The organism is Desulfosporosinus sp. HMP52 (genome assembly GCF_000765145.1).
GTDB lineage: Bacteria > Bacillota > Desulfitobacteriia > Desulfitobacteriales > Desulfitobacteriaceae > Desulfosporosinus.
In genome coordinates this window covers 21,339-43,385 of the sequence record NZ_JMGA01000005.1, presented here as the reverse complement: position 1 = coordinate 43,385, position 22,047 = coordinate 21,339, and the positions used below count along the sequence as shown (strand labels likewise).

Annotated in this window: 24 protein-coding genes and 1 pseudogene; 21 read left to right on the top strand and 4 right to left on the bottom strand. The window is 42.3% G+C overall.

The features are described from left to right. The first annotated feature begins 112 nt into the window (after positions 1 to 112). From DP73_RS02125 to DP73_RS02095, 7 genes are all read left to right on the top strand, one after another. The gene (locus tag DP73_RS02125; protein ID WP_034597135.1) at positions 113 to 313 is read left to right on the top strand and encodes a hypothetical protein; all 201 of its coding nucleotides are present in this window, start codon (positions 113 to 115) and stop codon (positions 311 to 313) included. 67 nt (positions 314 to 380) lie between these two features. Then, entirely contained in the window at positions 381 to 1,289 is a 909-nt protein-coding gene (xerD, locus tag DP73_RS02120) for a site-specific tyrosine recombinase XerD (protein ID WP_034597134.1), read from the top strand. Between the two features lie 7 nt (positions 1,290 to 1,296). Further along, on the top strand, positions 1,297 to 2,478 hold the full coding sequence (locus DP73_RS02115; protein ID WP_034597133.1) for a phosphopentomutase: 1,182 nt from the start codon (positions 1,297 to 1,299) through the stop codon (positions 2,476 to 2,478). 4 nt (positions 2,479 to 2,482) lie between these two features. Next, a complete protein-coding gene (locus DP73_RS02110) occupies positions 2,483 to 3,313 on the top strand; it encodes a purine-nucleoside phosphorylase (protein WP_034597131.1) in 831 nt (276 codons plus the stop codon). A gap of 40 nt (positions 3,314 to 3,353) precedes the next feature. After that, on the top strand, positions 3,354 to 4,655 hold the full coding sequence (locus tag DP73_RS02105) for a pyrimidine-nucleoside phosphorylase (protein ID WP_034597130.1): 1,302 nt from the start codon (positions 3,354 to 3,356) through the stop codon (positions 4,653 to 4,655). A 69-nt stretch (positions 4,656 to 4,724) separates the two neighbouring features. Continuing rightward, complete coding sequence (locus DP73_RS02100) at positions 4,725 to 5,219, top strand: CoA-binding protein (RefSeq protein ID WP_034597128.1); 495 nt, start codon at positions 4,725 to 4,727, stop codon at positions 5,217 to 5,219. Positions 5,220 to 5,350: 131 nt separating this feature from the next. Continuing rightward, entirely contained in the window at positions 5,351 to 6,499 is a 1,149-nt protein-coding gene (locus DP73_RS02095) for a D-alanyl-D-alanine carboxypeptidase family protein (protein ID WP_034597127.1), read from the top strand. Positions 6,500 to 6,520: 21 nt separating this feature from the next. On the opposite strand, the gene sigF is transcribed toward DP73_RS02095, so the two are convergent. Genes sigF through spoIIAA form a run of 3 tightly spaced genes read right to left on the bottom strand, consistent with a single transcriptional unit; the run spans position 6,521 to position 8,123 of the window. Further along, entirely contained in the window at positions 6,521 to 7,327 is an 807-nt protein-coding gene (sigF, locus tag DP73_RS02090) for an RNA polymerase sporulation sigma factor SigF (protein ID WP_034597125.1), read from the bottom strand. Between the two features lie 12 nt (positions 7,328 to 7,339). Then, positions 7,340 to 7,777, bottom strand: a complete 438-nt coding sequence (gene spoIIAB, locus DP73_RS02085) for an anti-sigma F factor (protein WP_034597123.1) — start codon at positions 7,775 to 7,777, stop codon at positions 7,340 to 7,342. 1 nt (position 7,778) lies between these two features. After that, positions 7,779 to 8,123: an anti-sigma F factor antagonist gene (gene spoIIAA / locus DP73_RS02080; protein ID WP_014901999.1), complete on the bottom strand. Its 345-nt coding sequence runs from the start codon at positions 8,121 to 8,123 to the stop codon at positions 7,779 to 7,781. A gap of 195 nt (positions 8,124 to 8,318) precedes the next feature. Between spoIIAA and spoVAC the strand changes: the two genes are divergently transcribed. The 8 genes and pseudogenes from spoVAC to DP73_RS23770 form a co-directional block, all read left to right on the top strand. Beyond that, a complete protein-coding gene (gene spoVAC, locus DP73_RS02075) occupies positions 8,319 to 8,786 on the top strand; it encodes a stage V sporulation protein AC (RefSeq protein ID WP_034597122.1) in 468 nt (155 codons plus the stop codon). A gap of 64 nt (positions 8,787 to 8,850) precedes the next feature. Beyond that, complete coding sequence (spoVAD, locus tag DP73_RS02070; RefSeq protein WP_034597121.1) at positions 8,851 to 9,858, top strand: stage V sporulation protein AD; 1,008 nt, start codon at positions 8,851 to 8,853, stop codon at positions 9,856 to 9,858. A 17-nt stretch (positions 9,859 to 9,875) separates the two neighbouring features. After that, positions 9,876 to 10,238, top strand: a complete 363-nt coding sequence (spoVAE, locus tag DP73_RS02065; protein ID WP_014902002.1) for a stage V sporulation protein AE — start codon at positions 9,876 to 9,878, stop codon at positions 10,236 to 10,238. 81 nt (positions 10,239 to 10,319) lie between these two features. Further along, a complete protein-coding gene (locus tag DP73_RS02060; RefSeq protein WP_034597119.1) occupies positions 10,320 to 11,798 on the top strand; it encodes a spore germination protein in 1,479 nt (492 codons plus the stop codon). A 121-nt stretch (positions 11,799 to 11,919) separates the two neighbouring features. Then, the gene (locus tag DP73_RS02055; RefSeq protein ID WP_034597118.1) at positions 11,920 to 13,038 is read left to right on the top strand and encodes an acyl-CoA dehydratase activase-related protein; all 1,119 of its coding nucleotides are present in this window, start codon (positions 11,920 to 11,922) and stop codon (positions 13,036 to 13,038) included. Continuing rightward, positions 12,980 to 14,119: a CoA protein activase gene (locus DP73_RS02050; protein WP_034597116.1), complete on the top strand. Its 1,140-nt coding sequence runs from the start codon at positions 12,980 to 12,982 to the stop codon at positions 14,117 to 14,119. Before DP73_RS02055 ends, DP73_RS02050 begins: the two co-directional genes overlap by 59 nt. Then, a complete protein-coding gene (locus DP73_RS02045; RefSeq protein ID WP_242865668.1) occupies positions 14,109 to 15,134 on the top strand; it encodes an acyl-CoA dehydratase activase in 1,026 nt (341 codons plus the stop codon). Before DP73_RS02050 ends, DP73_RS02045 begins: the two co-directional genes overlap by 11 nt. Before the next feature lie 102 nt (positions 15,135 to 15,236). Beyond that, positions 15,237 to 15,465, top strand: a pseudogene (locus tag DP73_RS23770) (hypothetical protein); the annotation flags it as partial. Positions 15,466 to 15,519: 54 nt separating this feature from the next. On the opposite strand, the gene DP73_RS22935 reads toward DP73_RS23770, so the two are convergent. Then, positions 15,520 to 15,948, bottom strand: a complete 429-nt coding sequence (locus tag DP73_RS22935; RefSeq protein ID WP_128751364.1) for a hypothetical protein — start codon at positions 15,946 to 15,948, stop codon at positions 15,520 to 15,522. Between the two features lie 271 nt (positions 15,949 to 16,219). Here DP73_RS22935 and DP73_RS02040 point away from each other — a divergent pair, with 271 nt between their 5' ends. From DP73_RS02040 to DP73_RS02015, 6 genes are all read left to right on the top strand, one after another. Then, entirely contained in the window at positions 16,220 to 17,392 is a 1,173-nt protein-coding gene (locus DP73_RS02040; protein WP_034597155.1) for an LCP family protein, read from the top strand. Positions 17,393 to 17,479: 87 nt separating this feature from the next. Further along, positions 17,480 to 17,821 (top strand): hypothetical protein, encoded by a 342-nt coding sequence (locus tag DP73_RS02035; protein ID WP_034597114.1) that lies wholly within the window; start codon positions 17,480 to 17,482, stop codon positions 17,819 to 17,821. Between the two features lie 146 nt (positions 17,822 to 17,967). Then, positions 17,968 to 18,426, top strand: coding sequence for a PspC domain-containing protein (locus DP73_RS02030; protein WP_034597112.1), 459 nt, complete (start codon positions 17,968 to 17,970; stop codon positions 18,424 to 18,426). After that, the gene (locus tag DP73_RS02025) at positions 18,423 to 18,722 is read left to right on the top strand and encodes a DUF5668 domain-containing protein (protein ID WP_034597111.1); all 300 of its coding nucleotides are present in this window, start codon (positions 18,423 to 18,425) and stop codon (positions 18,720 to 18,722) included. Before DP73_RS02030 ends, DP73_RS02025 begins: the two co-directional genes overlap by 4 nt. An 84-nt stretch (positions 18,723 to 18,806) precedes the next feature. Then, positions 18,807 to 21,365 carry a CBS domain-containing protein gene (locus tag DP73_RS02020; RefSeq protein ID WP_034597109.1) on the top strand — a complete coding sequence of 853 codons (2,559 nt, stop codon included), beginning with the start codon at positions 18,807 to 18,809 and terminating at the stop codon, positions 21,363 to 21,365. 4 nt (positions 21,366 to 21,369) lie between these two features. Further along, positions 21,370 to 22,020, top strand: coding sequence for a site-2 protease family protein (locus tag DP73_RS02015; protein ID WP_205623349.1), 651 nt, complete (start codon positions 21,370 to 21,372; stop codon positions 22,018 to 22,020). Positions 22,021 to 22,047 lie beyond the last annotated feature (27 nt).

Below are 22,047 nucleotides of genomic sequence, written 5' to 3'. Positions count from 1 at the left end.
GTAACGGAGCTTCACTCGATTTTTATTTGGACCGAATTAATTTGCGGTCCTTCTTTTTTTAGGATAAGGACAATCCGGAAGCGCATAGGTTTTAGAGATAGGGGGGAGCGTGATGCTACCAACAAGACACTGGTTGGATTTTTTTCTATATATCGGAAGAGTTTTTTTGCTTTTAATTTTACTTGCGGTGCTGCTGCCCAAGCTAGTCGCAGTGTGCAATAGCTTAATGTCTACTCTGTTACATAACGATCAGAATCCACACGGAAATCCTTTAAGGGTAGAAATAATTCTTTCCAGAGAGTTACATGTTTGATAGAATCCCTAAGAACAAGGAAAATCCCCTGCCTGTGTAGAACAATGTAAGAAAGGGGGGATAATAAGTGACCTCCGAAGAGAAGCTATTAAAAAAGTTCTTAACATATCTTCAGGTTGAGCGAGGGCTTTCGGAGAACACAAGGCAGGCGTATGAACGTGATTTGCGCCAGCTAAGGATTTATCTAAAGGAACGGGGAACAGACCTTCTGGCATGTGAGGGAAATGACTTATTCTTATTTCTGTTACTATGTAAAGAAAATGGAAAATCACCTCGAACTATTGCACGTTGTAATGCAACTATACGAGGATTTTTTGCTTTTCTACTAGACGAAGGGCTACGCCAGGATAATCCAACGACCTATTTAGTAACGCCAAAGTTAAATCAACAACTACCAAAGGTGTTGTCAGAAGTGACGTTGGACAAACTACTAAAATCAGAAGAGGAGTCGGATCTTTCACTCCGGAATCTGGCCCTCTTAGAGGTTCTCTATAGCTGCGGACTTCGAGTCTCAGAATTGATTGGATTACATTTGTCAGATGTTTCCTTGGATGTTGGCTATGTACGTTGTATTGGTAAAGGAAATAAGGAGCGGATTGTACCTTTAGGCGAACAGGCTATCCAAGTATTGGAGCGTTACTTAAGTGGATCTCGAAAACGTTTGTGTGGAAAAAAAACTACCGATATTCTGTTTTTGAACGCTCATGGTCGAGCCTTAACGCGACAAGGAGTGGTTTATATTCTAAAAAGATGGGGAAAAGAGCATAATCTTGAGCAATCAATTTCCCCTCATATGTTTCGGCATAGTTTTGCAACTCATCTTCTGGATCACGGAGCTGATCTGCGCTCGGTGCAAGAAATGCTAGGTCATGCGGACATTGCGACTACCCAAATCTATACCCATTTGACAAGACGGCGCTTGTTAGACGTTTTTCAAAAAGCTCATCCACGAGCGGATTTTAAGCTTAAGGAGTGAAGAGGGCATGTCTCGGAGAGTAATAATAATTGTTTTAGACAGTGTGGGAATTGGAGAAATGCCTGATGCAGCGAACTATGGTGATGTGGGAAGCTATACCCTGGGTAATATTGCTCGTCAGCGCGGGGGACTTAATCTGCCTAATCTCCAAAAACTTGGTCTCGGGAATATTAATTCCATCACAGGGGTGCCGGCTAACCCTAGTCCTTTGGGAAACTATGGAAAAATGGCGGAACAATCCTTAGGTAAGGATACAACAACTGGGCATTGGGAGATGGCAGGGGTGATTTTGGAGAGAGCCCTTCCGACCTTCCCCAAAGGTTTCCCTAAAGAGTTTATCGACAGCTATGAGAAAGCTATCGGGAGAAATGTGATGGGGAATGAAGTTGCCTCAGGAACAGAAATTATTCAGCGCCTTGGGGAAGAGCATGTTCGGACAGGAAGACCCATTGTCTATACCTCAGCAGACTCGGTTTTTCAAGTGGCTGCCCACGAGGAAATTATTCCTTTACCGGAGTTAATGCGCATTTGTCAGATCGCCAGGGATATGCTAACCGATGAATTACAAGTAGGACGTGTTATAGCGCGACCGTTTTTGGGTAAACCCGGAAACTTTTATCGAACCACAAATCGGCATGATTTTGCCCTTGAACCTCCCCATAAGATATTGTTGGAATATATCAAGGAACGTGGGTTAGAAGTCTCTACGGTAGGAAAGATCAAGGATATTTATGCTGGTCGGGGTGTTACGAATTCTGTACTCAGCAAAGGAAATATGGATAGTGTCAATAAAACTTTAGAGTTTATGTCCAAGGCAGAGAATGGCCTAATTATGGCTAATCTTGTTGACTTTGACATGTTATATGGACACCGCAATGATATTGAGGGATATGCCAAAGCCTTAGAGGAATTTGATGAACGTTTGCCCGAAATATTTCAGAAAATGCGTTCAGAGGATATGCTGGTTATTACAGCTGATCATGGGTGTGATCCAACCCACCCTGGATCGGATCACACAAGGGAATATGTACCGCTCTTAGTTTGGGGGCCAAATTTGTCTAGAGGAGTAAATCTCGGTGTGAGGTCGACTTTCGCAGATCTAGGAGCCACCGTTACAGAATTCTTAAATACTGAACTGTTGCTCAATGGAAAAAGTTTTTATGAAGAAATAGGTAATATAGGAGGATGATTCAATGATTTCCGAGCAGGAATATAATTCAAAATTAGACGAAGTGCGTAAATATATTGCAGATAGAGTTTCCTCAAAACCTGAGCTTGGAATTATTTTAGGCTCGGGATTAGGAGCTTTTGCAGATCTGGTTAAAGATAAAGTTACAATCAGCTATAAAGATATTCCCCATTTTCCTGTTTCGACAGTAGAGGGGCATGCCGGGCAATTAGTTTTTGGCAAGGTTGAAGAACGGGAAGTCGTGATAATGCAAGGGCGCTTTCATTATTACGAAGGTTACACTATGCAAGAAGTAACCTTTCCGGTTCGAGCAATGCAAGTTTTAGGAGTAACCGGACTGATTGTTACTAATGCTGCAGGTGGTATTAATCAGGAATTCAGACCAGGGGATCTGATCATTATTAAAGATCATCTCAACATGTTGGGAGATAATCCTTTACGTGGTTCGAATCTATCGAATTTAGGGCCGCGCTTTCCAGACCTTAGTGATGCCTATAATTCCGAGTGGCGTAAAAGAGCCTTATCGATTATGCAGGAATATGGTATTCAGCCTCACGAAGGGGTATATGCGGCAATGAGCGGGCCCAGCTATGAAACCCCTGCCGAGATTCGTCATTTGAGAGTGAGTGGTGCTGATATGGTCGGCATGAGTACAGTTCCCGAAGTTATTGTTGCCAATCATGGCGGAATGAAAGTTTTAGGGATTTCGTGTGTAACGAATATGGCGGCAGGGATTTTACCTCAAAAATTGAGTCATGCCGAAGTTATGGAAACTGCCGAACGAGTTGAGAAAAAGTTTGTTGATTTTGTCCAGGGGCTCCTGAGAGTGCTGTAAAAAGTAAATTAACAGTTATGGTTAGAAAGAGTGATTTCATATGCGAATGGTAGATCTTATTGAAAAGAAAAGAGATGGGGAACCCCTTACTAAGCAAGAAATTCGCTTTATCATTAATGGGTATGTGAAAGGAGACATTCCTGATTATCAAATGTCTGCGTGGGCAATGGCGGTGTTTTTTAGAGGGATGTCCCTGGAAGAAACTGCGGAACTGACTCTTTCGATGGCTAATAGCGGAGATAAGCTGGATCTTTCTGCTTTAGGGGGAAGATTTGTTGATAAGCATAGTACCGGCGGGGTTGGCGATAAAACCACCTTGCTCCTCGGGCCAATGGTTGCAGCCTGTGGTGTCCCTGTGGCTAAAATGTCCGGAAGAGGACTTGGACATACTGGTGGAACCATCGATAAGTTGAGTTCAATACCCGGATTTCTTGTTGAGCTTGAGCAAGATCAATTTTTAGCCCAAGTTAAGAAAATCGGCCTAGCCGTAATCTCTCAAACAGGGAATCTTGTTCCCGCTGACAAGATGCTTTATGCTCTGCGGGATGTAACCGGAACTGTTAGCTCTATTCCCCTTATTGCCTCTTCGGTGATGAGTAAGAAAATTGCCGCCGGTGCTCAAGGAATTGTCTTAGACGTTAAGTATGGGTCTGGGGCCTTTATGAAAACGGTTGAGGATGCACGAAAATTAGCCAGAACCATGGTGGATATCGGAAAGGCCCTGGGACGTCAGACGATTGCTGTCTTGAGTAATATGAGCCAACCTCTTGGTCGTGCAGTAGGTAACAGCCTGGAAGTCCTTGAAGTAGCAGATGCTCTGCAGGGGAAGGGGCCAAAGGATTTAATGGATGTGTGCTTCGAATTAGGGGCTTGGATGTTGGTAGCCGGCGACTCAGTAGCTAATGTGGGGGAAGGGAAAAAATGCTTGCGTCATAGTATTGAAACTGGGGCAGCGTGGAAAAAATTCCTGGCCTTTGTTTCAGAGCAGGGAGGAGACGCCGAAGCGGTAGCTTCCCGACGCCTTAAAATTGCTCCGTGGAACTTGCCAATCCTAGCCTCTGAATCAGGATATGTCCAGCCCTTCGACGCCCATAAAATAGGGATCTTAGCTATGACTCTCGGTGCAGGTAGAGTTACTAAAGAAAGCCCTATTGATTTGGGAACAGGAGTTATGCTTGTCAAAAAGGCAGGAGAGTGGGTTGAAGCTGGAGAACCAATTTTAGAGCTTTATGGAAGTGATAAAGAGAAGTTAGCGGAAGGAATTCTTTTGGCTAAAGAATTAGTTTCAGTAAGTAGTGAAGGATCTGAACTTCCTTCTTTAATTGATGAAGTAATACAATAGCCATATACTCATAATATTCTCCTCTCTACGTATGCATAGTATAGGTGCAACTGGGAGGAGGATTTTTTCATGGCGCGGGAAAAGAAGATTTACCCTTTAGCTGATGGGTTATCGACTCAGGATACATTTGCTGTTTTAGGAGATATTGAGAAATTCAAGACACATAAACATGCCTGGAAGGTTTGGCAGGCCTTAAAGGAATTTAGATGTACGGTATATCCTGTTGCCGAGGGTTTAGGGCGTTTAGATGGAAGTAAAGTCTACTCCACCTTAACTGAGCTGACGGATAAAGTAACAGTGATTATACCATGCTTACTCCCTGAAAAGCTTACATCCTTAGTCTCGGATGCTGTAGCTGCAGGGTGCGGTAAAATTTGGTTTCAGGAACAAACCTGGTCTAAAGAACTTCAAGAAGAATGTGACAGGGCCGGACTTGAGGTTATTCGAGGGTGCGTGCTTCGACATAGAATTTACCCCTCAAAAATAAGTCTGCGCTACTTTAGTCCCTGTTACTGGCATGGACTGAGAGATGCCAAAGTACCCTTGAAACGGTATGGCAAGTAAACAAGAAAAAAGCATTTGTTAGCTAATGTAGTTAACAAATGCTTTTTTTCTATTTATCGGTGGGATTCAATATAATTTAAGTTTTCGGGAATAATAAATTCACACTAAATTTCATGAGGGGGGACAAAAGGATGCGTAAAATTATATCAATAGTTTTTGCTATGGTAATTGCCCTTGGGAACATAGGTCTTATGAAGGTGCAGCCGGTCTTAGGCGTTGAGATCGAGACTGAAGCGACAAGCGCCATTTTAATGGACGCAGCTTCTGGTCGAATACTGTATGAAAAAGAATCTCATAAAGAGTTACCACCTGCCAGTGTTACGAAGATTATGACCTTGTTGGTAGCAGCTGACGCAGTAGCTCAAGAAAAAGTCAAACTGACAGACACAGTAACAGCGAGTGAAAATGCCTGTAAACTTGGGGGTTCACAGATTTATCTTGAGCCCGGTGAAACATTCTCCTTAGAGCAAATGTTAATTGCCATAGCAGTCGGGTCAGCTAACGATGGGTGTGTTGCAGTTGCTGAACACGTCAGCGGTACCCATGAAGCCTTTGTAGAAGAAATGAATCGCAAGGCACAAGAATTAGGACTGAAAAATACCCATTTTGCGAATGCTTATGGGCTGCCGGCTGAAGGGCATTATACAAGCGCATATGACTTAGCAACCATATCTAAGGAAGCTCTAAAATACCCCCTTATTCGTAAACTGACTAGTATCAAAGAATATGACTTGCGCGAGGGCAAATTCAAACTTTGGAATACAAACAAGTTATTATGGTGGTACCCCGGAGCTGATGGGCTAAAAACTGGTTGGACTAATGAAGCTAAGTATTGCCTTGCTTCAACGGTTGAGAGAAATGGACTCAGGTTAATATGTGTGGTTATGGGCGTACCTCAAGTCAGAGGACATTTTGCAGAATCTATGAAAATCTATAACTATGGGTTTGCTAAATACGAATTTAAACAGTTCGCACCCGCTGAAGAAAAGCAAGGTGTGGTTAAGGTGAGTAAAGGGGTTGAAAATGAGGCTGTTGCTATCACGGAGAAAGCCTTGGGAGCAACGGTTGAAAAAGGAAAAGACAAAAATTTCTGGGTCGAGACAAAGCTTAACCCAGAAATAAGTGCACCTATTGAAAAAGGACAAAAATTAGGGGAGGTTCTCCTTTATCAAAATGAACAGCTGCAAGCAAGTGTCAACTTAATAGCGGATCGCTCTGTTGCTAAAGCAGGGTTGGTCGATCAGTTGACACGTACTATGAAAGGTGTATTTGGTTTTTAATTGCTAGTAACTGGCAGTTGATTAGTCCGATTTATCACCGTCAATGTCCGAACGGTCATTGACTTGAGATAGCTGGCGAATTCGAAGAAGAGCGGCGCGTTCAATCCGCGAGATTTGAACTTGGGAGAGATTAAGCAGGCTAGCGATTTGACTCTGAGTTTTATCTTCGTAAAAACGCATTAGCAGGACGCGCTTTTCTCTTTCTGGAAGCTTGTCCAAGACCTCGTTAAGAGCAATCTTCTCGAACCAACCGGGATCCAAATCCTTTTCCTCAGAGAGTTGATCGAGAACGTAGATAGGATCAGAGTCATCTTGATAGAGGGTATCATAGATAGAGGTTGGACTTTGGATAGCCTCGAGTGCGGCGACGATCTCATCTCGTTCAACTCCAATACTGTTGGCAATTTCCCCAATAGTGGCTTCTCTGCCTAAAGTGGCAGATAGCTCATCTCGAGCACGATTTACTTTATAGACCAGTTCTTTATAGGAGCGAGGAACCTTAACCGGGTGATCATCTCTGAGAAAACGTCGTATTTCTCCAATAATCATAGGGACTGCATAGGTTGAAAATTTAACTCCATAACTAAAGTCGAATTTGTCAATGGCTTTAATTAGTCCGATTGTACCAATCTGAAAGAGGTCTTCCAGTTCATAACCACGATGTGAAAAGCGTTGAACCAAATTAAATATTAGTTTCAAGTTACAATTGATTAAACGTTCACGAGCCTCAACGTCACCTTCTTTAGCGGCATGAAGGTATTCCATCATCTCTTTATCTGAGAGCAAAGGGAAATGGGGGAGATTCATTTCTGATAATCGTTGAATCATAATGCGCCCCCCCTAATGAGAGGAGATGGGTGTTTGCTTGAGGTGCTTCTTCATGGTTACAGTTGTTCCCACTTCAAGCTTAGAGTCTACTTGAAGCTCGTCCATGAAAGATTGCATGAAGACAAAGCCCAGGCCCATTCGTTCAGGATCCGTACTAAAAGCGGGTTGCATTGCTTGCTCTACATCTGAAATGCCGCATCCTTTATCTCTTACTACAATTATCAAGCTGTCTTTTGTGATTTCTAGATTGAGATAAACAATGTTATCGGGGTTACTTTTGTAACCGTGAATAATCGCATTGGAAACAGCTTCCGAAACAGCTACCTTGAGTTCTTCGATGTCGTTTAGTGAAAGATCTAATTGCCCTCCTATAGAAGCAATGAGTAATCGGGCAATGCTTACATTTTCAGCGATACTTGAAAATGTAAGGGTTATTTGGTTAGATTTCATATTAAGCTCCCCTTCCTTCCTCATAGGCATGTGCTTCGTCTTGATAGAAGCTGATGATTTTAGGTAAACCGGATAATTCCATGATTTTATAAATGTGGGGGGGTACATTTGTAATTTTCAACTTTCCGCCCAAAGGAAGTAGTTTCTTGTACCTACCCAAGATGACCCCTAGACCAGAACTATCGACAAACTGAACGTCTTGAAGATTAAGGATGACCGTTCGAATTCCCCGCTTTTCAATTTCATTATCTATGGCTTGTCGAAGAGTATGAGCAGTGTGCATGTCTAGTTCGCCGTCTATACGCAGTAGTAGGGTCAGGCGTTCTATTTTTTTTTCAAGGTTCAAGACCATTCCCCCTAATTATATGAGTATTTAAGATTTCGCTGTAATCCATAATTTTCCTGCTTTGATTTTGGGAATTCCTTGTAAGGCTATGTCGAATTTAGAAAGTTTATTCAATCAGCTTGGCAAAAAGTATAATTTATACTTATATGCCAGATAATACAACCTATCTGAGTGTTTAGAAAGGAGGGTGTTGTGATGGATGATCAATCTTCGCCTAAACCTGCAATTCCAGTAACCCCGGAGAAATACCAGAAGCTGACTGAACAGTATACCCCTAAGCCTACTGTTGTTAAGAATGTAATACTAGCCTTTATTGTAGGGGGAATTATTTGCTCAATAGGGCAAATTATAATTAACTTTTTTATCTCTCTTGGGTTAGCGCGACTTGAAGCTTCCACTGCCGCAACAGCTACTATGATTTTTATAGGAGCTTTGTTAACCGGTCTAGGGATTTATGATGAAATTGGTAAGTTTGCGGGAGCCGGTTCAATCGTTCCGGTAACAGGATTTGCAAATTCAATTGTCTCGCCTGCCATGGAATTTAGACGCGAGGGTTATGTAATGGGTGTTGGGGCTAAACTGTTCACAGTCGCTGGACCGGTATTAGTGTATGGAATTGCTACCTCAATTGTGGTGGGTTTTGCGTACTACCTTTTACACTGAGGTAAGTATGGGACGACGGATATTAAATGTGATTTAAACTCACTAAAATGGGAAGGGTTAAATAATGAATTTAAAACGAGTAGGAAACCAAACAGTTGTATTTGCTAATCCGCCGGTTATTCTATCATCCTATTCTGTGGTTGGTCCTAAAGAAGGACAAGGGCCGCTCGGAAAAAGCTTCGATAAGGTCTGTAAAGACGGAATAAATGGGGAAAAGTCTTGGGAGGTTGCCGAAAGCAAAATGCTTCAAGAGGCGATGCAGGGGGCTATGGATCAAGCTTCTATCCAAAAGGAGCAAATTGATTTTATGCTCGCTGGAGATTTGCTGAATCAGATTATTTCCTCGAATTTTGCAGCTAGGCAAATGGCTTTGCCCTTTATTGGGTTGTACGGGGCTTGTTCAACCATGGCTCTCGGGTTAGCGGTTGGAAGTATGTTAATTGATGGTGGATTTGCCGAGAAAATTCTCGTAGGGGTATCAAGTCATCATGACACCGCTGAACGACAATATCGTTTGCCAACGGAACAAGGCTCTCAGAGGGCTTTGAGTGCCCAGTGGACTGTCACCGGAGCCGGTAGTGTCCTCCTCAGCAGCAGTGGCGTTGGGCCGCGAATTACCTCAGCCACGATTGGCAAAGTAATAGACTTTGCCGTAAAGGATGTTAATAATATGGGGGCAGCGATGGCCCCCGCAGTAGCAGATACAATCTTAAACCACTTTCAAGATATTCAACTTCAACCCACAGACTATAGTTTAATCGCCTCAGGGGATCTGGGGGGAGTGGGGTTAGGATTAGCCTGTGAGTTATTAAAGCAGAGCGGTATAGATACCGGCACAAATTTCACTGACTGCGGGGTTTTGATCTATGATCATACACAGGATGTTCATGCAGGAGGGAGCGGGTGTGGCTGTTCTTCTGTAGTCTTTGCTGGGGATATTCTTAAGCGGATCAAAGCCGGAGAGTTAAACAAGGTTATGCTTGTTGGCAGTGGTGCCCTGCATAGTCCTACCTCAGCATTACAAGGGGAATCTATTCCGGGTATTGGACATGCAGTTGTTATTGAGAAGTAAAAGAAAGGATCTAAAGTATGTTTGATATGATTATTCCGGCTTTTTTAGTCGGTGGGACAATTTGTGTGATAGGTCAGCTTCTTATGGATCTTACCAAACCCTCATTTACTCCAGCCCATGTGTTAGTATCTTTTGTCTCTGGCGGAGCAATCTTAGGAGCATTGGGACTATACGAGCCCTTAATAAAAATCGGAGGAGCGGGAGCCTCGATTCCTTTGTCTGGTTTTGGGTATTCATTAGCCAAAGGGGCCATGGAAGCAGTTGAGAAACGGGGGATTATGGGAGCATTCTCCGGGGGAGTTGAAGCAACAGCTGTAGGAATAGCTGCAGCTGTATTTTTCGGCTACTTGATGTCAGTAACCTTCAAACCCAAAGGATAACAAAAATCTACTTTAACTAGTCGAAACGACTAGCAACTGAGATACGAACCACGAACCACGTTTAGGGGGGAGTTGAATAGTATGGACGATAATTCCAGTGAAAAGAATATTCCGGTGAGCAAGAGTTATCAAGAGAACGTTGATTTTTTAAATCGGGAATTAGGAGTTCCGGATTGTTTTGATATCGTGCTCAGGGAAATGTCCATTGGTGGTAAAAAAGTTGCCATTTATTCTGTTAACGGTATGGTCAATTCCCAGGTAGCCAGCCTGATAATTGATGCTTTAATTGACTTAGAACGCTCTGACCTTGTCGTAAATGCTCTCGAAAAATTAGTTAAGGGACGCATTGTCAATCTTCAAGTTTCTGAAGCGCAAACCATGGACAAAGTTCTCTATTTTATTTTGTCGGGGCCAATGGCGATCTTTGTCGAGGGACAAGATAAGGCGATTATTGTAGATGCCAGATCATATCCTGCCCGAGCCCCCCAGGAACCGGATATCGAGCGTGTGACTCGGGGAAGTCGGGATGGATTTACAGAGACTCTTGTCATGAATACCGCTTTAGTACGCCGACGCTTAAGAGATCCCAAACTGCGCATGAAATTAGTCCAGGTGGGAGGACGATCAAAGACAGATGTTTGTCTGGCTTATATTGAAGATATCACCAATTTAGATATGGTAGAAAAAATTCAAAAAGACATCCAGGCAATCAAAATTGATGGGATTCCCATGGCTGAAAAGAGCGTCGAAGAGTTTATTTTAGGAAGCAAATTCTGGAATCCTTATCCTCGGGTTCGTTATACGGAACGCCCGGATGTGGCAGCTATTCATTTGCTTGAAGGATATGTTGTCATCATAGTTGATACCTCTCCCTCAGTGATTATTGCACCGTCTACTTATTGGAGCCATGTTCAGCATGCTGAAGAATATCGTCAAGAACCAATAGTAGGGGCATATCTTCGTTGGGTACGATTTGCGGGAATCTTTGCAGCCCTTTTTCTTTTGCCTCTCTGGTTAGCAGCAGCTATGAATCCCCAGTTACTGCCTGAAGGGCTTCAATTTATCGGTGTAACAGAACAAACGAAGATTTCTCTATTTATTCAAGTATTACTGGCCGAACTTGGCGTAGATCTCCTCCGCTTAGGAACAATACATACTCCGGGTCCATTAGGAACAGCTTTAGGTCTGATTGCTGCTTTCATGCTTGGCGATATTGCGGTTAAGGTCGGGCTGTTTACACCGGAGGTTGTAATGTATATTGCTATCGTATCCGTAGGGACATTTGCTACACCCAGCTATGAACTAGGTCTTGCCAATCGCTTATCGAGATTGTTTATGATCATTACCACTGGTTTTTTCAGCTATATTGGCTTTTTGGTTGGAGCGGCCGCGGTATTTTTCCTTTTATGGCGGACAAGCTCCTTTGGTGTGCCTTATCTTTGGCCGCTCCTGCCTTTTGATGCAAAGGCAATGAAGGGAATTTTGGTCCGGTCGCCGGTTACCCTTAGAAACCAACGCCCCAGTATTCTAAAGCCGCAAGATAAAGATCGTCAGCCATAATGCAGGACTTTTAACGTCCTCAAAATATCAATACATCAGGAATTCTGGGGGCTTAAAGGTAGGGCCATATGTTGTTTTAAAAATATTCAACTGGATGGAAATATGAAAGGATGCAAGTTTAGTGAGAATTGGTTTTCCTCGTGCCTTGTATTATTTTGATTACTTCCCTTTTTGGGCTGGATTTTTCCATAGTTTAGACATTGAGCTAGTGATATCACCGCCCACTCATCGAAAGATTATGGATCAGGGTCTAAAGAAAGCAAGTGATGAAACATGTTTACCGCTTAAACTGTTAGCTGGGCATATTCAAGCTTTAGAAAATGTTGACTACATTTTCCTGCCTCGAATGGTTAGTATTGAAGCGGATACTTACACTTGCCCGAAGTTTTTGGGTATCCCGGAAAGCGTGCTTCCGGCAGTTCCTGAGGGCCAGTCAGTTTTAACGGTTACCTTGAATTGGCGTAATAGTAAACGTCAGGTTTTAAAGGATCTGGAGGTCTTGACCGAACAATTGGGTAAAAGCAAAGCTGAGATCCGACAGGCTTTTAACAAAGGTATGGAATGGCAAAAAAAATATCAAAACACAATGGGGGCAGAGTGGGATTTTGAAGACAGCCTTAATAAAGTTGAGTCTGCTTCATGGGATTTCACTGAAAGTAATATATCTAATGCCCCTCTTACCTGGAAAGAACGGATGATCTCAAAAATTTCATTGATCGGCGATAAAGCTGAAAAGCAGCCGCATTTAGCAGTAGGGGAGAAATCCGACCGATTGAGAATTGCCTTAGTTGGCCATTCCTATTTAACTCATGAATCCTATGCCAACTTAAACCTACTTAGAAAACTTCATGAAAAGGTAGATGTGGAATTAGTCCAAAATGTTCGACAAGAAGATATTGAAGGTCATCTGTCCGGGTTACGAAAGAAAATATTTTGGAGTCACTCTAAGCAAATTTTTGGGGCGGGAAATAAATATGCAGAGGATCAAAGGGTTGATGGAATTATTTATCTTACATGTTTTGGTTGTGGAACCGACTCAATAATCCAAGAATTAGTTTCACGAAAAGCACGAGAGAAACATAAGCCATATATGTTAATTACCCTGGATGAACACAGTGGCGAGGCTGGTTTGGTTACTCGGCTGGAAGCCTTTTTGGATATGGTCGAAAGGAGGAGGGTCCATGAAGGTTACGTTTCCACATATGGGGAATGCCTGGATAGTGATTCAAACGCTCTTTGAATCATTGAATGTAGAAGTAGTGGTTCCGCCTTTTAATAGTAAACGGACTTTGAATTTAGGAACTAAGTTATCCCCGGAATCAGCCTGCTTGCCTTTAAAATTAAATCTGGGAAATTATATAGAAGCAGCCAATGAAGGGGCAGATACGATTGTAATCACAGGTGGAATCGGGCCTTGCAGGTTTGGCTACTATGGGGAAGTTGAACGCCAAATCCTTATTGATTCTGGGTATAACTACGAAGTAGTCACTCTGGAACCACCTGATGGAAGTTTGCTGGGGTTGGCTAAACGGATTCGTTTTTTAGCTGGGACGAAGAATTCTTGGGCTAAAATCTTAATGGCTATGCGATTTGCATATTTAAAGAGTGTTGCCTTAGACAGAGTTGAAGATTTGATTCATGCGGCCCGACCGCGGCTTCCTAATCCTGCACTTACAGAAAAGTTATATGAAAAAGCTAAAGAGCAGCTGGTTCAGGCGATGACGGAAAAGAAGGTTAAAGATACAGTAGCTTGGGTGCAAGAGAGTATTCGAGAACGCCAAGAGGGACTTAACACGGAGAGTGTTAAACCCTTGCGAATAGGTATTATCGGTGAAATCTATACAATACTTGATCCTTTCAGTTCTGTGGGTATCGAAGAAGAGTTAGGGCGTTTAGGGGTGGAAGTAGACCGTTCAATTTATCTTTCAGGATGGGTAGGAAGCCATATTTTCCAAGGATTAGCACCCGGTTATCGATCAATTAGATCTTATTCTAAACATGCTAAACCTTTTTTGCCTCATTTTGTTGGAGGGCATGGTATTGAAACAGTAGGGGCAGCAGTTAAATTTGCGCGAGAAGGGTATGATGGAATTATTCAGGTTTTTCCGTTATCGTGCATGCCTGAAATTGTTGCCGCCAGCGTACTGCCCAAAGTACAAGATGCTTACAAAATACCGATTATGACTCTGATTGTAGATGAGCATACCGGGCATGCTGGCATACAAACTCGCTTGGAAGCGTATGTAGATATGCTCGAAAGGGCGCGGCTACTTCAGGAAAGCATTCAAACAAGAGAAGGAGTGTTAAGTGTTGGGGGATGATAAATACTTTCTTGGTGTTGACGTTGGATCGGTCAGTACAAATATAGTCCTGCTGGGCCAGGACAATACCGTGAAAGAAGCACTTTATCTAAGAACACAAGGGCGTCCTATGCAAATCATTCAAGAGGGGATTAGACTTCTAAGATCAAAAATCGGAAAGTCAGCAGAAATTATTGGCGTAGGAACAACGGGGAGTGCCCGACAGCTTGCGGCGACATTATTGGGTGCCGATGTTATTAAGAACGAGATCACTGCCCATGCCGTTGCTGCTTCCCGAGTTAATCCCCAAGTACAAACAATTCTTGAAATTGGCGGACAGGATTCGAAGATAATTATTCTCAGAGATGGTGTGGTATCTGATTTTGCGATGAACACTGTTTGTGCAGCGGGTACTGGTTCCTTTCTGGATCAACAAGCATCGCGCCTGGGTATAAAGATTGAAGAGTTTGGACATTTGGCCCTTGAAGCAAAAAATCCTGTTCGTATCGCCGGACGCTGTTCAGTTTTTGCAGAATCGGATATGATTCATAAACAGCAGCTCGGGCACTCCTTACCTGATATCCTGGCTGGTCTCTGTCAGGCTATGGTTAGAAACTATTTAAATAATGTCGGCAAAAACAAAGAGATCCGGGGGCCTATTTTTTTTCAAGGAGGTGTAGCTGCTAACCCTGGTATCTGCAAAGCCTTTGAAGAAGAGCTGGGTCAATCCATCATAGTGCCCGAAAATTACAATGTGATGGGTGCGCTGGGTGCAGCATACCTAGCTCAGGAAAAAGTAGGACTGCGGCAAGATATCCGAACTCAATTTCGTGGCTTGAACCTGGGTGATACGCAGTTTCAAGCAAAAAGCTTTGATTGTAAAGGATGTGCAAACCGCTGTGAAGTCGTTGAGATTACCCAAGATGGAAAGAGCTTAGCCAGATGGGGAGACCGATGCGGCAAGTGGTCTGTTATAGGAGTTCCTAGTCCGGGCACTAGGGGAGAAGAAAGTAAAGAGGAGCAACGAGGTGCCTAATCAAATTTTATCTACCTCATTCTCCCTGAGGTGTGGCAGAGATGTAAACCGGCAACAGAAGACCTCCTTCTGTTGCCGGTTTTTTCTGACATAAATGGATAGCTATATACTATCGGTTCTATTAAAGAAATTACCGGGTTCGGAAATATGTTGCAGTAGACGGAGGGATGACAGATAATGTGCCTAATTATTCTATGTCTTCAAATAAAAATCAGCTTCCACGACCGGCAGTAATCCTTGTAAGGATGGGCAGGCGGATATAATAGTAAGGCAAGAAACCTACTTTGATTTATTGAGAAACGATGTTTTACCTGATCGCTTGGAAAGATAGGAGTTTACTCTGGCCCTGTCTGGGATTAGAGCTGAAATTTGAGGATAGCTCAGCTTAAATGTTGGAGTTCGTTTGATAGGCTTCGGACCTGTGCTTTTGGGGACGGACGATTACTAAGTCAAGAGCAACTAATACGAGGGTCGCGATCATAACAATCACTAATCCTTTAGATGAAACCGTGGGAGCATAAGAATAAGTGGGAACAGAATGAGAAGAGAATAATGGAAGCGCTGAAGAGATGGGATAACCAGTTAAATTACTATTATAAGGATTAGGATAATGAAAGTAGGGCGAAGGGGATTGGGAACGGGGATAAAGGTTAGAACGGGGATATTGGTTAGAATAAGGGTTATATCTATTAATTGTTGCAGAAGTTGGTTTTGGAGTGGGGTAATAAGTGGGAGTCGGACGAATCATGTTTTGTTGAAAGAGGCAAGGATTTCTTAATGCGGGTGTATGGCCATAGGAGTATTCGTAATTCAATGTTAGTCTCCCCCTTTCGCTAAAAAGATTTAGCTTAAATTGCGCTAATTTTTCGTGGGGTATGCCTAGGTCATTGGTATTATATGTAAATAAAATGTAGAGGGTGTATCCTTTATATGAAATAAAGGAATTTTGCTAATAAAAAATGGATTTAGCTGAAGGAAAAGTCCCGGGAAGGGATTTTTTTTGTGTTTTTTTGAGATTATCTAGAATATTTCCGAGGAGATTGTTTGATGCTAAGGATAAAGTGATTAGATTGGAGTGGACTCGGATGAAAGAAAAAAAGCATTGTTTGAAAACACTTTTCCGGGTCATAGGGGCCTACAAAAACTCACTACTTCTCGGATTTCTACTGGGCATACTTTTAGTTGTGGGTGATTTTTTTGCAGTTCAACAGTTTTTTGGATTGGAAAGACCACCTCTTACTTTGGCTAAAACAGAGGTGGAATTGCGAAGGGACGAAAAAACAATACGGGAATATAATAGTTTGGAAAAGAAAAATGAAGGGTTATTAGAGTCTAATAACAAAGGTGAAAATAAGGTTCGTGAAAATGAATCGAATAATCCGGATTCTGTCAGTGAGATTACCGATTCTGATGTTCCTAATCAAGATCCTATCGGTAATAATCTTGATGTAATTATCGAAGAATCTATCCCGACCATTAATCAGAAGCAGTTCACGGTGCTTTTAGTTGGGGTTGATCAAAGACCTGGTGAAAAATCATATAGTAACACTGATACTCTTCTGGTAGCCAGTATCAACACGGTAAATGGCCAAATTTCCTTGCTGTCTATTCCCAGAGACACTCAAGTCAATATTCCTGGCTATGGTAAAGAAAAAATCAATGCAGCAGCACGTTTAGGGAAAGGACTAATAACCACGCAATCCTTAGTTGAAGAAATCACAGGTCAGCCCATCGATGGGTATGTTTTGACAAATTTCAACGGTTTTAAGAAAATGATTGATACCTTGGGTGGAATCACCGTTACCGTAGAGAAAGATATGTATTATGTTACTGGGGACAAGGAAGATGGAACGATCAACCTTAAAAAAGGAACTCAGCGTTTAAATGGGACACAGGCCTTGCAATATGCCAGATTTCGGCAAGACGCTTTGGCGGACATTTCCAGAACTTCTCGTCAGCAGGTAGTGCTTAAAGCGATGGTAAAGGAATTGAAACAAGTTAAAACTCTGCCAAAATTGCCTGCCTTGATTGCCCAAATGACAAAATCCATGGAAACAAATCTTTCGGTCGGTGAACTATGGTCACTAGCCAATATTCTTAACCACTTTAAAAATCCGGAAGTCATTTCCCAGACATTACCAGGTAATTTTCTCATTGAGGATGAAATTAGTTATTGGAAGGTTGACCCTTTGAAATCCCATGCTATTATTAGACGCCTTTTAGATGAAGGTAAGACAACCTCTGTATTTTTCCAGTGATTTAACACAATAAACTAAACCCTTGTTATTTTATTTAAAGGGTTATATACTATATAAGATTAATTAGGTTTTTTTGGAGGGTGAACATTGGATAAGCTGCTTGAAAAGTTGAAAGAATACTTACACATGGATACGGAAATTCCTTTTGAGGAGTTTTCTGAGTACTATCGGACTCTAATTGCTGAATTGAACCAGACATTTGGTGATCTTGATAAGGATGCTCGCGTCAAAGCTCTTTATATTTGCTCAATTGTACAATCAAATGCTGAAGCAAGAGCCAAAGAAAATAAGACCAATGCCAAGGCTTATAAAAAGATTAGTGCTAAATGCGCTTTCTGGTCAGACGCAATTAAGTTTAATTTGGGCAAAGATGGGATGTCTCTTGAAGAGATTGAGCAAGCTACCGAAGAAATTAATACCAATATTTAATTTTTTCTAACGTAAATGATAGAAGAAGCTTAAGCCACAGGCTTAATCCTTCTTCTATTTTTTATTTCCTTTGAAGTGAAACATTTCTACTCCTTGTTGCGTAATACAATTGTGAACACTAATCAATAAATAGGGGGAACAGAAAAATGCCAGAAAGAGTTTACCGGTCGGTACGAGATAAAATGATTGGAGGAGTCTGTGGAGGTCTGGCAGACTATTTCAGAGTCGATGTTACATTAGTCAGGCTCATCGCTCTGATCGCTTTATTTGCAGGAGGAGTAGGGTTCTTAGCCTATATTGCAGCTTGGATAATTATCCCCGTTGATCCTGCTGAGCATGATAACTTGGGTAACTATAAGCATGATGTTGGAGATGGAGGGAAGGAGATTATTTCTGATCTCAAAGAAGAGGCTAGAGATTATGGGAAGCCAGTGAATAACCCGCGTGAAAATCGCTCCATAGTTGCAGGGGGAGTTTTAGTTGTTTTAGGAGTCGTTTTTTTACTTCAACGCTGGTTTCCGTATTGGTTTGACATGAGTAAAATGTGGCCCATATTTCTTATTGTTATCGGGATCTTTATTATTGCGCGGGGTGGGAAAAGATGAATAGAGTCTTTGATAACCTAAGCCGAGGACTGCTTCTAATCACTTTAGGAGTTATCTTTTTTCTACTCAATTATGGTTTCCTATCTTGGAGATTATGGGCTCATGTTATAGATTTGTGGCCACTAATTTTAATTTTGGCAGGAGTCGGATTGCTGTTTAACCGCAGAATACCACTTAGTACCATTTTGCTGATTTTTCTTTTGAGCATGGTTGGCTATTCAATAATTGTTGGAGATAAGCTTGTCCCAGAGAGAATTTTTAATAACTTCCAGGGGATGTTTCATTACCGTATGTAGGCTGAAAGCATTCAAGTTGCTGTGAATAGGCCATCGATGATATAATTTAAAGATAATTACAAGGATAGGAGATTAGGATGTAGAATGGACATCATTTTGGCTCACCGCCAAATCGATTTCGATGCGTTGGCTTCGATGGTAGCAGCTCAGAAGATTTATCCGAACAGTGTTTTGGTCATGGATGGAAAGCCAAATGTTTTTGTTCAAGATTTTCTAGCATTGTCTCGAGATCTATTGCGGTTCCGCAGGGCTCAGGATATTGATTTGGAGGAGGTTTCTCGGGTAATTTTAGTAGATACCCATGAGCTTCGTCGAGTAGGGTTTTTAGGGGAGAAGGTGGCTAGACTCCCTGGTGTTGAGGTAGAGATCTATGACCACCATCCCTATGCAGGTACACTTAAAGCAGGTATGGTAATCGAACCGGTTGGTGCCTGTGCTACTCTTCTTGTGGAAAAATTAGCAGGGATGGGGTTGCCCCTTAGTAGTTTCGAAGCAACGTTAATTGCTATTGGGATTTATGATGATACCGGAAGTCTGTTGTTTGATAGTACCACAGTACGTGATGTTCACGCTGTGGCTTATTTATTAGAACAAGGTGCGAACTTAGGGGTAATTTCTAATAACTTGCGTCGCCCTCTTACTGAGGAACAAAAAGATCTTTTGCAACAGCTCTTAGATTCTGGACAAACAGAATTCTTTGATGGATTACCTGTCTATATTGCCTATGCCGAGATTAAGGACTATGTGGGTGGCTTGGCTTTATTAGCCCATCGAGTAGGAGAGTTAGAAGGGGCAGATACCTGGTTTCTTTTGGTAAGGATGGAAAACCGGGTGTATATAGTGGGCCGCTCAAGAGGCCGGGGCTTGCCGGTTAACGGTTTAGTTCAATTGTTTGGAGGAGCAGGGCACGAAAGAGCAGCTTCCGCAACTATTAAAGATGCGAAGCTGTCTGATATATTAAAGCAACTGCGTTCAGCGATCAAGAGCCGGGCAAAACGCCCTCATCTAGTCAGAGATATCATGAGCTATCCGGTTAAGACTGTATCACCCGAGACAAAACTCGGTGAAGTAGAACAAATCTTATTGCGCTACGGTCATACCGGCGTGCCGGTTACAGAGGATAAGAATTTGGTGGGGATTATTTCCAGGCGCGATGTGGATAAGGCTATTAAGCATGGCTTGAAGCATGCACCTGTCAAAGGCTTTATGACTACTAAGGTATCTACAGTAGAAGCAGATGTGCCTTGGGATGAAGTTCATAGATTAATGGTTCAGCATGATATCGGGCGTTTGCCCGTTGTGGAAGACGGAAATCTTGTTGGTATTGTTTCGCGTTCAGATGTTTTGCGTCTTGTTCACGGCACGTCAATTCCTATCGAAACGCAACTCGCTCGAGAAAGAAGCGCAGCTATGCGCCAAGATATTTTAGATTTGCTAGAATGTTTGCCCAAAGAAACCCAAAATCTTCTGGAAGCAGTAAGAGATACGGCGGAGGAAGAAGGGTGTTCAGTCTATGTTGTAGGAGGATTTGTCAGGGATTTGCTCCTTACTGTCCCTACCCAAGATCTAGATTTTGTTGTAGAAGGCAGCGGTGGCCAATTTGCCCAAGCTTTAATGCGGCGGATACCGAATGGAAAGCTGACTCAGCACATAAAGTTTGGAACAGCACAAATTATTTTTCCTGATGGAAGTCATGTTGATATAGCAAGTACGAGATGGGAACATTATTCATTTCCGGGAGCACTCCCACAGGTTGAAGAGTCATGCCTTCGGGATGATTTGTTCCGACGGGATTTTACCATTAATTCTATGGCCATTTGTCTCAACTCAGATCGTTACGGAGAGCTTGTTGACTATTATGGCGGTAAACAAGATTTACAACAGAAGAAAATACGATTCCTGCATAATATCAGTTTTATCGATGACCCTACCCGAATGCTTCGGGCAATACGTTTTGCCGAACGATATCAATTTGATTTTGCTAAAGAGACTCTCGATGCCTTACATACTGCGATAGAGACCGGGGTTCTATCTAAGCTAAGCGTGGAACGGTTTACTGAGGAGATTCTGCTTATCTATAGAGAAGCAAATTACTTGACCATGGGGCAGCTTTTAGTGAACAGTGGTTTATTTAAGGCTTGGTTCGGTAAAGATCTGGCTTGGAATTTTAACTTAGAGGATGCTGTAGGGAGTGGGGAATGGTCATTGAATTTACGCTGGCTGATTTCTCTTTCCCAGATGGACTCTGCGGAAATCGGAATTGTTCTGGAGCGGGTTATATTGAATAAATCTATGCGTGATGAAACAATCGCCTATGTACAATTGCGAGACTCCTTAGAAAAGCCTTTAACCATCAGTGAATTGGATCATCTCCTAAATAAGGCCCCTAATAGAGTCGTGACCACTTTAGCCCGGGATGGAAGATATAATAAACGAATAACTGAGTGTATGGAAGCCGGGCAGAGAATTAATATGGCTCTTGATGGCAAGACTCTTATTCAGATGGGCTTAAAACAAGGCCCTGAAATTGGAGAAATTCTGGCTCAAGTACGTATGGCTTGGCTCGAGGGTAGAATAAGTACAGTAGAAGAAGAGCAGGGAATCGCTCGTCAATTGGTTAATTCCCAGGTTAGAAGGAGGTAGAGATTTGTTCGATATCAAGTTAGCGACTATTATCGCAAACATTCCTGCTTTGATGATCGGGTTTGCTTTTCATGAGTTTGCTCATGCTTGGGTTGCCGATCGCTTAGGAGATCCGACACCACGAAGTCAGGGACGTTTAACCTTGAATCCCTTTGTCCACTTAGATCTGTTTGGGACTTTAATGGCACTCTTATATCGCTTTGGTTGGGCTAAACCCGTTATAACCAATCCTCATTATTATCGGGGAGATAAGAGGCGAGGACAGATGATGGTTTCCTTAGCCGGTTCGATCATGAATTTGATTACGGCTTTTGTGGTTATGTTATTATGGTTCTTAACAATGCTTTGGTTAGAAGCCTCCGAGTGGAGTGGTATACTTTCATTAGTGTTTCAATCCACTGTTCTGATGAATTTGGGATTAGGAGTTTTTAATCTTTTGCCGATCCCTCCCTTGGATGGATTTGGTGTGCTTAGTAGTCTGCTGCCTGAACGATTTGCTCCTCAATTGCAAATGATCGAGCAGTATGGATTTGTTATCCTGATTGTCCTTCTCTTTACAGATGTGCTTGGCAATGTACTGTCTCCGACAGTAATTGGGATATTTGATGCTTACCAGAAAATTATTTCACTGATACTAACCCCATTTTTAGTGTAAAGTGATAATAATATAAATTACAATAGA